This window comes from Pseudoalteromonas sp. APC 3495 (assembly GCF_030407645.1).
Classification (GTDB): domain Bacteria; phylum Pseudomonadota; class Gammaproteobacteria; order Enterobacterales; family Alteromonadaceae; genus Pseudoalteromonas; species Pseudoalteromonas tetraodonis.
Map to the genome: position 1 here is coordinate 69726 of NZ_JASDDA010000013.1, position 13540 is coordinate 83265.

A 13540-nucleotide genomic window follows, 5' to 3' on the forward strand; every position below is an offset into this window, starting at 1 on the left:
AAAATTCCTTTAGTTAGTCACAGCATTTTAAAATTCGCTCAGGACGCTTGCCCATCACATTTAAACGCTGTAATTGATGCTCATAAAATGTAGGGGTGGCATGTAATGTTTTTGTAATTACATCTTTCGCCCAATCAGGTAGTGATTTATTTAAGCTATAGAACACCCATTGATTTTGCTTACGATCAGCAAGCAAACCGCATTGACGTAATACAGCTAAATGCCGTGAAATTTTAGGCTGGCTTACATCAAGTGCCGCCACTAATTCACATACACATAACTCATCTTCATGCGCAATAAGCAGTATTGTCTTTAAGCGGGTGTCGTCAGCGATACATTTAAAAAAATGCAGAGGATTTAGTTGATTCATACAGTGTAGTCTTGTTTTGCATACAACAACAATATATGAAAAGAAAGACATATGGAATAGTGAATATATGAAATTTCATATATTAAGGTAAAGTTATCTATTTTCCGCGTCAACTCAAGTTTGGCTTTTAGAGGTGTGCCCAATAAAAAACACGCAATGATCACTCATGGCGTGTTTTTATAAACAATATAAAGAGGTTAATTAAATAACCGACAGCTCTACTTCAATATTGCCACGAGTTGCATTTGAATATGGACATACTTGATGTGCTTTCTCTACCAAGGCTTGTGCCGCTGCTTTGTCCATATCACCTAGTGATACAGCCAATTTTACAGCAATACCAAAACCGGCATCAATCGCACCAATAGACACTTCAGAGTTAATGTAAGTATCACTTGGTAACGCAATTTTTTCGCTACCCGCTACAAACTTAAGTGCACCAATAAAACAGGCAGCATAACCTGCTGCAAATAATTGCTCTGGATTAGTGCCTTGTCCATCGTCACCACCTAACCCTTTAGGTGTTGATAAGTTAACATTTAAACGACCATCATCCGATTTAGCAACGCCTTCACGTCCGCCTGTTGCCGTTGCTTTTGCTGTATAAGCTACATTTTGTAATACATTCATAGTGAACTCCTAAGGTTAAAATTTCTAAGTTAATTACTTTGCATGCAAAATAATAGATCAACTAAATTCCGATTGCAAATACTTTGCATGCAAACTAAAATACTCTGTATTGAAATGAAGGATAAAGCGATGTCGTTTGAACAGTTAAAATTAAAAAATCAGTTATGCCATCGTTTATATATGGCGTCCAACAGCATAGCCCGTGCCTATCGAGAACCTCTAGCTGAGCTTAACCTTACCTATCCTCAGTATGTTGTTATGATGGCGCTGTGGGAACAAGATGAAGTAACCATCGCTGAGCTAATAGATAAAACCGCAATTGATGGTGGCGCGCTTACTCAAATATTAAAAAAAATGACCGACAAGTCATTACTTAACGTTATAAAAGACGAACACGATAAGCGTAAGCGTTTGGTGCAACTGACTCACACGGGCCACTCTTTAAAACTTGAAGCTGCCGACATCCCAAAAAGGATTTTTTGCAAATTTGACAGTATCGACACAACCCAAGCACAACAATTAATGCAGTTACTCGACTTAGTGGTCAATGATCTGACCGACTAAAAACCCAGCTTTACCCAGCTATAACTTAACAAACAAGGCGTTAATTAATGACTCATTTAAAAAAACGACTTATTGCTATTACTTACAGCATTACATTACTGGTAAGTAATGGAGCACTTGCCAATAATAGTGAATTAACCACTGTTGCGACATTTGATGCACAACACCCGCCTGGCAACATAGCCATTACGCCATCTGGCCGTAAGTTCTTATCTATACATGGTTTTTATGGGCAAAATCAAAAAATCATGGAGCTATTAAGTGATGGCACCACTAAACCCTACCCTAATGAGCAATGGGCTTACGCATATAACAAAGGTAAGGGCTTTTACGGGGTACTCGGTGTTAATGTATCAAGTGACGGCATACTATGGATGCTTGATACCTCAGGGCCCGATCATGCGGGGCGATTAGTTGGTTGGGATACCAACCAAGAGCAACTGCATAAAATTATTTACCTAGCCAAGCCAACAATTACCGATACCTCGTTTTTAAACGATTTAGTCATCGATAATAAACACGGCGTTATTTACATTGCCGATACAGCACAAGGCACTCAGGCTGCGATTATTATAGTAAACCTAAAAACCGGTGAAGCGCGAAGAGTATTACAAGATAGCCAATACACCACCGCCGAAAATATTGATATGGTTATTAATGGCCGAACAATGCGCCTGGGCGGACAACCTGCGCGTTTAGGTGTTAACCCAATTACGCTTGATCCTAACGAAGACTGGCTTTACTTTGGGTCAATGTCGGGGACTTCGGTTTATCGTATTGCCACCAGCGCAATTAACAACGAGCAGCTTTCAGCAAAAGCGCTAGAAGCTAAAGTAATGCGCTACGGCACTAAACCCATTTCCGACGGCATTACGGTGGATGGGGGCGGTAACGTCTATGTGACCGATATAACCAATGGTGCAATTGGCGTCGTAAAACCAAATGGCGACTATGAAGTGTTATTTAAAGATGATCGCCTAAGCTGGCCAGATGGCTTTAGTTATGGTGCAGATCATAAAATATATTTTACAGTAAACGATTTGCACAACTCGCCAGTTTTAAGCAATGATAAAACTCAAAACCCTAATAAGTTTAAAGTGATGTCGTTTACGCCCCTTGTAAAAGGTAAAGTAGGTCGTTAATAACCTAACGCAATTACCCTAGCCCTGTCATGTAATGCAGGGCTTTATAACATCACACCAAAAAAGTGCATATTTTATAATTACTCCCCCAATTTGGTGCCTCAGCCAAACTAGCAATTAATCGAATAATACTAAATATCTGATTTATATTCATAAAATATTCAATAAACAATTGGCATACTTCTTCCTTATATTTAATTGTCATTAGTTACACCAAGGAAAAAAATTATGTCTAATTTATACAACACTCTTTATTTTTTATGGCGCTTAGATATCACAGTGTGGCAAGTTAATGAGCCAACAAATACGCATACCACCAGTGAGAAAGAGCGTATCTACTCGCGTTAAAAACTATTTTTGAACAGACTTTGCAAGCTAAGTCATAGCGTTGTATTGTAAAAGACTATTTAATTGGTTAGTGGAACGTGTATGCATGCTTTAGAAGTTAATTTTGACGGCTTAGTCGGCCCTACTCACAACTACGCAGGTTTGTCGTATGGCAATGTTGCCTCGTTAAATAACGCGGCGAGCTTTTCAAATCCGCAAGAAGCAGTATTGCAGGGCTTGGCTAAAATGAAAGCCATGCGCGATAAAGGCTTAACCCAAGGGGTATTTGCGCCTCATGCTCGCCCAGATTTAAATGTATTGCGGCGTTTAGGGTTTACTGGCAACGATGCACAAGTCATTAATAAAGCCTTTAAAGCCGATCCTATTTTATTGCGCGCTTGTTACTCTGCCTCAGCCATGTGGACCGCTAATGCAGCCACCGTATCGCCTTCACCTGATACTAACGACGGCAAAGTACACTTCACTGCGGCTAATCTAAATAATAAATTTCATCGCTCTTTAGAGCCAAACACCACTACACGTTTGCTCAAAGCGATGTTTAATAACGAACAATACTTTGCACACCATTCACATTTGCCTGAGCAAGGTTTTTTTGGTGATGAAGGCGCAGCAAACCATACTCGCCTGTGCGACAGCCATGGTGAAACCGGGCTAGAATTATTTGTATTTGGTGCAAGTGCCTTTAACAGTCAGCTTGTTAAACCCGTTAAGTTCCCTGCAAGGCAAACCTTGGAAGCGTCTGAAGCCATTTGTCGATTGCACAATATAAAAGATACCAGCCAAATACTATTACAACAAAACCCTGATGTGATTGACCAAGGGGTGTTCCATAATGATGTAATCGCGGTGGGTAACGCTAATGTTTTATTATGCCATCAGCAGGCGTTTTTAAATCAAACGCAAGCATTAGACGATATCCGCGAAGCCTATGTAGGTAACAAACAGCTTTATATTATTGAAGTGCCAACCAGCAAAGTGAGTATTCAAGATGCCGTTAGTAGCTATTTATTTAATAGCCAACTGGTTAGCCTTAGTGACGATAAAATGTTGCTCGTTGCCCCACAAGAATGCCAGCGTAATCCTGCTGTAAAAGCGTATATTGAAGAAATGATTATTGACGATAACCCCATAAATCAAGTGCAGTTTTTTGATTTACGCCAAAGCATGCAAAATGGCGGCGGACCTGCTTGTTTGCGTTTACGCGTGGCGCTTAATAGCCAAGAATTAGCAGCGGTAAATCCTGAGGTTATTTTAGATGAGCAAAAGTACACCCAATTATGTGATTGGGCTACGCGCCATTACCGCGATAAACTCGGTGCTAACGATTTTGCCGATCCAGCGTTATTAACCGAAAGTTATCAAGCGCTTGATGAGTTAACCCAGTTACTTAGCCTAGGATCGGTATACCCATTTCAACTAGAAGCTTAATTGCTTTCGGCTACTAGGGTTTGAAACATACGTTCAAACCCTTATCGCTAATCTCTCTAAATTCAATTAAGGTTAAGTTTATATAATTATACTTATAGCTTAACTATTCAAAAAAATATGATTCTATCTATTAGGGTAATGAATTACTCCTGATAGCATGCTTAAACGACATTACTGTCACTTAATTAACCCTAACTAACTCATTTAATTGAGTCTATACACTCAAGCTTGGCAGAATTCCAAAAAAGGAGACAAACCATGGCAACACAGAAAGTAATTTTAATTACCGGCGCATCGAGCGGCATTGGCGAGGCAACCGCTAAAACATTAGTTAATAATGGCCACAAAGTGATCTTAACCGCGCGCAGCGAAGATAAACTCAATAAACTAGTTGACGAGTTAGGCCATGAAAATGCATTTAGCGTTTCAGCCGATGCCACTGCATTTAATGAACTTGAGAATGTAGTGAGTAAAGGCGTTGAAAAATTTGGCCGATTAGACGTAGCATTCGCTAACGCCGGCATAGGTGTGTCATCACCTGGTACAGAGAATGGCGATCCTCAAGAGTGGTCAGCCATGGTTGACCTTAATATTAAAGCATTGCTTTGGACTGCTAAACTCACTTTGCCTCATTTACGTGAAAACCAAGGACATTTTATTTTAACCAGCTCTGCAGCAGGACGAAGACCCATTGATGGCTCTATTTATGGTGCCACTAAATGGTTTGCTCATGGCTTTGGTCAAAACCTTGCAGAAGAAATGAAACCTTGGCATGGCCGATGTACAACCATAGCCCCAGGCATGGTGAATACACCATTTTTTGATGAAGCAAAACCAGATAAGCTCGACCCTCAAGACGTGGCCGATGCCGTTTTGTTTGCCATTGAAGCTAATCAGCGTAATAGCGTACGCGAAATCTATTTAATGCCCACCAACTAATAATAAAATATAAAGGCCAATGTTTATTGGCCTTTACTATAAAAGTGCTTACCTGTGCTTTATTCAAATCACTATCTATTCAATCAATAAAAAGTCACTCATTGAAACGCCGCTTACCATGCTAAATCACAACTTTATGTCTATTATATAAAGAAAGTAATTCAATAACTGGAACCCATTTAATGGCTCCCAATAAAACTAATAATATGCCAGCTCATCAATATGTTACTAATGACCCGTTGCATCAACTTTTTGATGCTGTCGATTCTATTTCAGTACAAGGTTACGATGAGCAACGACGTGTTATTTATTGGAATAAAGGCAGCGAATTACTTTATGGGTATACACACCAAGAAGCCATTGGCAAAAAACTCGAAGATTTAATTATACCCGCGCCAATGCGAGAGCCCGTTATTAAAGCGCATAGTAATTGGATTAAGTATGATATTGAAATTCCCGCATCAGAACTCATACTCAGCCATAAAAATGGCAATGATGTAGCCGTATTTTCAAGCCATGTTATGTTTACCAATCAGTACAATACCAAACAAATGTACTGTATTGATATTGATCTGTCTGAGGTGCACAAAGCACAAGCAGAAGCCGTATTTAATGCCACCATGCTCAAAACTTTATTTGAGGCAATTCCTGATTTATTTTTTGTATTAGAGCAAAATGGCACTATTACTGACTACCATGCAAATAATGAAAACGATTTATATATTTCACCTAACCAGTTTATTGGTAAAAAAATGGTGGATATATTACCTGAAAAAGTAGCGCAAAAGTTTCAGGTTCATATAGAAAAAACGATAACACAAGACAGTATGGTCAGTTTTGAATACGAATTAAGCATGCCTGAAGGCGTAATTTATTACGAAGCGAGATTGCGTTTACTGCCCAAAAAAAACCAAATTATGGTGATTATTCGTGATATTAGCGAACCACACCGCTCCGCTGAACTAATTCGCCATCAGGCCCACTTTGATAGCTTAACCGATTTACCTAATCGCTTTTTATCTCTAGACCGCTTATCACAAATATTACTGGAAGTACAAAAGAGCCACGAAAAAGCCGCAGTGTTCTTTTTAGATCTTGATGACTTTAAAAAAGTGAATGACTCTTTAGGCCATGAAGTGGGCGATGAACTATTAATTGCGGCAGCAGCAAGATTACAGCAAACACTTAAAAAAAGTGACACAATAGGCCGATTGGGCGGCGATGAGTTTATTGTTTTAATATCCAATTTAAATGATGAAAACGATGCTTTAGCGATTGCTGAGCGGTTACTTCAAGCATTTAGGAAACCCTTTAAACTTGTAGGTAGGGACTTAATACTGACATTAAGTATTGGGATTGCTATTTCCCCTAAGGATGGCACCTGCGCCTCTGTGTTGTTACGAAATGCCGACACCGCTATGTACCAAGCAAAAACTATGGGGCGAAACACGTCCTCTTTTTTCACCCCACAAATGAACGTCGCCATGCGCCGCCGCTTTGAAATAGAAGAGCAAATGCATGGTGCACTGGAGCGTAATGAATTTGAGCTTTATTACCAACCACAAATAGATGTAAAAACAAACACCATCGTTGGCGCTGAAGCCTTGCTTCGTTGGCATAATATAGTGTTAGGGGAAATAACCCCAGATGAGTTTATCCCAATTGCAGAGCAAACCGGCTTAATTACGCCTATTGGTGTATTTGTTCTTCAACAAGCCTTACGCTTTTTAAATGAATGGCAATCAATTAACAAGCAAAACTATACCATGGCGATTAATTTATCACCGCGCCAATTCAGAGACCCGGAACTGGTTAATATAATTAAACACACTCTGCATAAAAATAGTATTAATAATGAATGTTTAGAGCTGGAAATTACCGAAGGGGTGCTGATGAATAGCCAAGCGTCAATTCATGATGCCTTATTGCAAATTGATGAGCTGGGCATAAAACTGTCAATGGACGACTTTGGCACAGGGTATTCATCATTAAGTTACTTACGAGAATACCCTTTTGATGTGCTAAAAATTGACCGCAGCTTTATTACTGGCATAACAGATAACAAGGCAGACTGTAATTTAGTGAAAGCGGCCATAGCTATGTCACACAGCCTAGAAATAAAAGTAGTGGCTGAGGGGGTAGAAACCAAAGAGCAGCTAGATTTACTCAACGAGCTAAACTGCGATATTGCTCAAGGATTTTATTTAAGTAAGCCCTTGCCGGCCGCCAAGCTGCTCAATTTTTCATTGCGTTACTTAAAAGCACTTTAGTTAAAAAGTGCTTTTATAGTTATGTTTTAGCTCATGATTTTAAAGAGTAAATCGCGCACAGTAGCGGGCTCAAACGGTTTGTCACATATTGCGTCCACACCCGCTTGAGCAATATTAGCTAAATGGGTATCGTTAGCTTCTGAGCTCACCATCAAGATTGGAATATGCGAGTACGCATTCGATTGCCTTACCGTTTCAGTTAATTCTTTACCGTCCATTTCTGGCATATTGTAGTCAGTAACAATTAAATCAAATGATTGGCTGTTTAACATTTCAATTGCTTGTTTACCGTCTTCGGCCTCTACCGGTGCTGGAATTCCCATCCCCGCTAGCACTCTTATTATGTGTTTTCGTGCAAAACGGCTGTCATCAACTACAAGCACTCTAAGAAGCGTCACATCAAAGTGCTCTAGTTCCACTTCTTGCTCGCTAATAATATCCAAAGTCGCTTTAAGCGCTCGGGTTATTTCGTCGGCACTAAACGGTTTAGGTAAAATCGCTAATACCCCCGATTGCCTAAGTTGCTCTAAATGGCGCTTATTACGCTCGCTCGATACCAACATAAATGCCTGTTGCTCAGTATTACTATTACTGCGTATTGCCTGTAATAAAGAATCTGCAGTACCGTCACTAAAATACATACTACTAATGACTAAATCAGGGTGATAATTTGATAAAGCAGCCAGCGCGTTTTCTTGAGTGCTGGCCGTTTCAATTTGTGTAACACCGCACTGAGCCAGTGATTTTTTTATTAGCTTTTGTTGAACTTCAGAAGGCTCAACTAATAAAATAGATAAGTTGGCTATTGCCGTTAAATCACTCATTTCAATCCTGTTAATATTAATTCTATAATTTTTATAACGCTCATTATAAAGTAATAACTTACAAGAAAAAGCTAAAACAGCAACAAAACAGCTTGTTTACCTAAACTCAACACACTCAGCTTAAAAACGGTAGTTTATGCCCGCATAATAACGTCTTCCCGAATAGCTTGAGTTTAATAACCGAGACTCTGTATCGTTACCTAGGCGCTTTACCGACTCAGATTTAGTTAAATTAATAACTGCAGCGGTCAAACTCAAATCCTCTAATAAATTAATCGAAGCATTTACATCAACTTGCTCGTATGGGTCTTGGTATACATTTAAGCCGCTATTTAAACCCAACACAGTTTCACCGCGTTTATTATAAGAAGCTCGAATATTAAAGGCATCTCCCTCATAATATATCGAGGTATTGTATTGATACTTAGCACTGCCTATTAGTGGCGATTTACCAAACTCTTTACCATCCACTTCTACATCGGCTTTATTGGTTTTGTTATAAGTGTAGTTTGCATAAAAACCAAAACCACTATCAAAGGCATGCTGTATAAATACTTCCGCCCCTTTAGATACGGCATCAGTGCCATTACCTACTGTGCTATATGGCGATATAGTAATATTTCCTGCCTCAACAACGCCCTCTTTACCAGCAAAATCTTGTTGTACATCAATGACTAAGGGTACAACAAAATTATCAACAGTTTTATGAAACAGCGCTAAACCAATGGCAGAGCCTTCGCTGTAGTAATATTCAATAGATAAATCAGCTTGCACCGACTCAAATGGCTTTAAGTTTTTATTACCGCCACTGCCACTAAAACCCGGAATTTCATTAAACTCAGCTCTATCGTCTGCCCACTCATCTGAGACAAACGTAATGCGTTGTTGTGCGCCTAAATCGGCATAATCAGGTCGTGACATCACTTTAGCAACCGCGCCTCGTACCACTACATCATCACTTATATCCCAAGCAATATTAAAGCTAGGAAGAATTTGAGTATCGGTACTCTCTTGAGTAATAAGTTGATAGTCTTCAACAAATCGATCATCTCCCGTTACCGGCTCGCCGGTGTCATCATTGGTATGATCTAATAAATAAGTATATAGGTCGGTTGATGATGTCATGGTTTTAGTGCGCACCACACGCACCCCTAAATTACCTCGCACGCTATTAAACTCAAAGTCACCTTGCAGATAAAACGCCGCTATTTGCTCTTCAATATCATAAATAAAGTTATCTTCTTTGCGTGTATACGGCACATAATGACTGGTCACAATGTCACGATATTTTTGCCAATCAATACCGGGCATTTGGTTTATATTAAAACCACCAGCAATGTTACCCTCGTTAATAAACACGTCTTGTGCTAGTGGCATACCGTTGTTCCACTGATAACTGTCAAAACGTGTGATCCCCCCCTCGCTGGCTTCTCCTGCAGCAATATCAAAATTAGGATCTAAAAAGAAGGTATTACCGGTTTCGCGATGCAGCGTAGCTTCTCGGTACTTTACGCCGGTTTTAATTGTTCTTAAAATGCCCCAATCGGTATAAATATCAAAGTCAGCTTGGTAGTAATCTTCTTCGAGTTCACTGCGTACAAAACTTGAATTTGACGAGCCCGGATCGCGACCGCCTCCCACGCCATTAAGTAGGTTTGCTAGCGTATTTGGGTCTATATTTAAACTAATGTCGTTTTCATTAATTTGCCAACCCGCTGTTTGCGATGCATTTTCTATACGGCTTTCATTTTCACCGGCGTTTGAACTTTTATACGCCGCTTCCCAACTCTCCTTTGGCCCGCCTTCAGAGCGCGTATTGCCCGCCACAAAACGGGCTTTAAAATAATCGCCTTCATAGGTTAAATTAAAATCAAAGGTGTTTGAGGTCGACTCTTCACGCACATAACGGCCTCGCATCCACGGCAATTGCATATCATTCTCTGCGCCACTCGCAGCTGCATCAAATTGCATCCCATTGATAATAGTGCCCGACTCATCCAAACTTACATCGGTTAAAAAGTCAGGATTTAAAGACCACTCAGGTATATCAATCACCGACTCTGTTCTATTTTTATCAAGTGAAAATCCAAAATAGTTAAAGCCAATTTCAACACGGCTGGTTGGACGCCACTGCGTGCTAAATTGCACCCCTTCTCGCTCACGTAATTCGTTTACAATTGAGCCACGAACCACTTGAGGAAACCAAACATCGTTATAATTATTACCCTGAGCATCACTTATTGAGCCCCACTGATTATTGTTTTCAACCAGCTCGCCATTGGTATCTACCGGGTTATCACCGGCAAAGCGCCATACGTTTGCATCTGTGCCTCCTGAGAGAGTTCGGTTAGTGCGTTTTTGTGAGGTATAACCAAACAACATGCCAAAGGTATCAGCCTCGTTCTTCCAAGAATAAAGCGCGGTTAACTGCGGCTCAGATTCTTCAGTCACATCGGCATAGGTGCTTTCCATGTTAATTACCCCAGAGTTTGCCTCCATACTCAGCGGTTTACGACTATGCATTAATACCGTGCCGCCTACGCCCCCCTCATCTAAACGCGCTTCTGGCGATTTATACACTTCCACGCTTTCAATCATGGCTGAGGGCAGTAATGCATAATCAAATGAGCGAGACGGCTCACCTGGTGATGACGCAATAAAATTACCATTTAGCTGAGAAAAGGTTAGCTCAGATGATAACCCCCTAATACTTACCGATGAGCCTTCGCCTCCGTCACGGTCAATCACCACGCCAGGTACGCGTTGTAATGAATCAGCGACATTTTTATCAGGAAACTTACCAATATCTTCTGCTGTTATGGCATCAACCACAGAGCTCGATAAACGCTTTATATCTAAATTAGCCGCCATACTGGAACGAATACCACGCACCTCAATGACTTCCATATCTTTGCTTTTTAATGTTTTATCTTCTGCTTCATCAGCATATGCATGATTGACAACAGATAGAATAGACACGCATAGCGTTGATTTAATAAAAAGTGGAAGAGAGTGATGTGCAGCGTGGGTTATCCGATGAGCGGTCATAGTTTTAACAGTTCCATTTAAAATACAGTTAATACTTAAAGATGAGCGTACCGGCTAAAGCTGATACGAAAAAAGTAGCTGTATTTTACACAACCAAACTTAATAGTTTGTTAATGTAAACTGATAAGTAACTGAATAACCTATCAAAAAATAGTCAATTCGAATAAAGGTAGGAAGTTAAGCAGCAAAATTGCTATTTAGCTGCTTATTAAAAGAGCATAAAAAAGGAATGACGCGATTAAACAGCAATACACCGTTATTTTTTATCACTAATAGCCTGAATATAATAGCCTAAACTCGCATGAGAAAGTTCTCCCATATGACTGGTAACTAACTCACCTTGGCTATTATAAAACAAAGTTGTTGGTAAGCCCGCAGCACCTGATTCGCGACTCACATTACTACTTTGATCAAAAAACACATGATTTAGGTCGAGTTGCTGTTCATCAAGGAACGCTTTTACCGTGTGTAAGTCTTCGCCTTGATTGACAAATGCCACCGTGATATTCGGGTTATTTTTTTGAGCCGCTTGCAGTACCGGCATTTCTTTTCGACACGGCGGACACCACGACGCCCAAAAGTTAATCACCACCGGCTTACCTTTGAAGTTTTGTAAGTTAACTTGCTGCCCTTGAATATTATGCACAACAGACTGCGGTAACTGCACACCCGTTTGATAAATAGACAGCGCAAAATTAGGAATAATCATTGAACAAAAACCAACAAACCCAGCAATAGCGTAGTTTTTCATTACCGCTTTTTTACCACGTGCATAAAACGCTAAAACCACTATACCGCTGAGCCAGCCATAATAACCAATAAAGCCGCCATCGCTAATATTAAAAAGCTGCCACCAGTTACCTTGATAGGCATCCCACATAGTAAAAACAAACGCTAACCGAGAGACTAAAAACCCCACCACAATTGCTTTAAAAACAGTGTCTAAAATCGCTTTTTGTAATGGATGTTGGCGTGTCAATAAATAGGTAAGCCCCCAAAAAATGCCTAACCCTAAAAAAATGATCAACTGTGAAATGGAAATAACCAAAGGCCCAAGAGAAATACTTAACATTGCTGTCGTCTACTTATAATGTATTTTAGTACTTAAAATAACCGGTACATAGTGTGAATTAAAGGCTAACAATAACATAGCCTAAACTGTACTGATTATTAATAACGCATAATAGGTTATGTATACCAGCAGCAATACAAAACCTATTTACCTAGTTAACCTTGTTGCTGTATGTACTCCAACGCAGTCATTTTTTTATAACTTACATTTGAGTGCAATACATGAGTAGGTTCAGGATCAACAATTTCAATAGGAATAGCGTAATTACGTGCAATCTCTAATGCCATTTGGGTAATATTAACGCTGAACGAAGTACCCATAAACACCATTTTATCGGCATCAATCATTCGCTGCTGCGCTTCAGTAATGCGGTATAGCTCGGTGTAATATTCATCAAATAACAACACAAAGGGCTTTAAAGAATGATTAAGCTTTGGCTGATGGTTTTCAATATTGAATAACGCAAGTAGAGAGCGATGTAAGTTGCTCTCATCAACATTACTCCATAGCGTAGCTTGTGGTGTAACGTTATCACCTTGATGATGAAATACAGTCATTTGATCAAGCCGACCATGAATCGCAATGTAATTTTTATTTTCCGCCTTACCATCTAGCCCATCAATATTTTGAGTTATTAAGTTTTTATCACTAAGCCAATGATGCACTTCGTTAGGACCATGATGACGATAAGTTGCAAAGCGATGATAATACCAAGCTAAAAACTCACTTGGATTATTTTCATACATTGCACGTGTCGCCATTTCCATTGGCGTATAGTTTTTACTACCAATAGTCCAAAAGCCATCTTCACCGCGAAAGGTGGGAATACCGCTAGCAGCACTTACACCTGCTCCAGTAATGTATAATGTATTCATAAAGTCATCTCTTATATTCAATAACCCTAT

At 39.8% G+C, this 13540-nt stretch carries 11 protein-coding genes; 5 read left to right on the plus strand and 6 right to left on the minus strand.

The features are described 5' to 3' along the window. Positions 1-13 precede the first annotated feature (13 nt). The gene (locus tag QL984_RS07735; RefSeq protein WP_013462948.1) at positions 14-370 is read right to left on the minus strand and encodes a metalloregulator ArsR/SmtB family transcription factor; all 357 of its coding nucleotides are present in this window, start codon (positions 368-370) and stop codon (positions 14-16) included. 201 nt (positions 371-571) lie between these two features. Next, on the minus strand, positions 572-1000 hold the full coding sequence (locus tag QL984_RS07740) for an organic hydroperoxide resistance protein (protein WP_013462947.1): 429 nt from the start codon (positions 998-1000) through the stop codon (positions 572-574). Between the two features lie 129 nt (positions 1001-1129). On the opposite strand from QL984_RS07740, the gene QL984_RS07745 reads away from it, so the two are divergent. The 5 genes from QL984_RS07745 to QL984_RS07765 all read left to right on the plus strand — a co-directional run bounded on the left by QL984_RS07745 (position 1130) and on the right by QL984_RS07765 (position 7691). Then, the gene (locus QL984_RS07745) at positions 1130-1564 is read left to right on the plus strand and encodes a MarR family transcriptional regulator (protein ID WP_024602753.1); all 435 of its coding nucleotides are present in this window, start codon (positions 1130-1132) and stop codon (positions 1562-1564) included. Between the two features lie 47 nt (positions 1565-1611). Then, positions 1612-2706 carry an L-dopachrome tautomerase-related protein gene (locus QL984_RS07750; RefSeq protein ID WP_036955246.1) on the plus strand — a complete coding sequence of 365 codons (1095 nt, stop codon included), beginning with the start codon at positions 1612-1614 and terminating at the stop codon, positions 2704-2706. Positions 2707-3135: 429 nt separating this feature from the next. Then, entirely contained in the window at positions 3136-4482 is a 1347-nt protein-coding gene (gene astB, locus QL984_RS07755) for an N-succinylarginine dihydrolase (protein WP_036955249.1), read from the plus strand. Between the two features lie 258 nt (positions 4483-4740). After that, the gene (locus QL984_RS07760; protein WP_036955251.1) at positions 4741-5421 is read left to right on the plus strand and encodes an SDR family oxidoreductase; all 681 of its coding nucleotides are present in this window, start codon (positions 4741-4743) and stop codon (positions 5419-5421) included. Positions 5422-5603: 182 nt separating this feature from the next. Further along, the gene (locus QL984_RS07765; protein ID WP_036955254.1) at positions 5604-7691 is read left to right on the plus strand and encodes a bifunctional diguanylate cyclase/phosphodiesterase; all 2088 of its coding nucleotides are present in this window, start codon (positions 5604-5606) and stop codon (positions 7689-7691) included. 26 nt (positions 7692-7717) lie between these two features. Here QL984_RS07765 and QL984_RS07770 read toward each other — a convergent pair whose 3' ends face one another. The 4 genes from QL984_RS07770 to QL984_RS07785 all read right to left on the minus strand — a co-directional run bounded on the left by QL984_RS07770 (position 7718) and on the right by QL984_RS07785 (position 13510). Then, positions 7718-8515 (minus strand): response regulator, encoded by a 798-nt coding sequence (locus tag QL984_RS07770; protein WP_013462940.1) that lies wholly within the window; start codon positions 8513-8515, stop codon positions 7718-7720. Positions 8516-8635: 120 nt separating this feature from the next. Further along, a complete protein-coding gene (locus tag QL984_RS07775) occupies positions 8636-11563 on the minus strand; it encodes a TonB-dependent receptor (RefSeq protein ID WP_128583197.1) in 2928 nt (975 codons plus the stop codon). Positions 11564-11819: 256 nt separating this feature from the next. Then, complete coding sequence (locus QL984_RS07780) at positions 11820-12635, minus strand: TlpA disulfide reductase family protein (protein WP_013462938.1); 816 nt, start codon at positions 12633-12635, stop codon at positions 11820-11822. 155 nt (positions 12636-12790) lie between these two features. Next, complete coding sequence (locus QL984_RS07785; RefSeq protein WP_024602760.1) at positions 12791-13510, minus strand: Sir2 family NAD-dependent protein deacetylase; 720 nt, start codon at positions 13508-13510, stop codon at positions 12791-12793. Positions 13511-13540 lie beyond the last annotated feature (30 nt).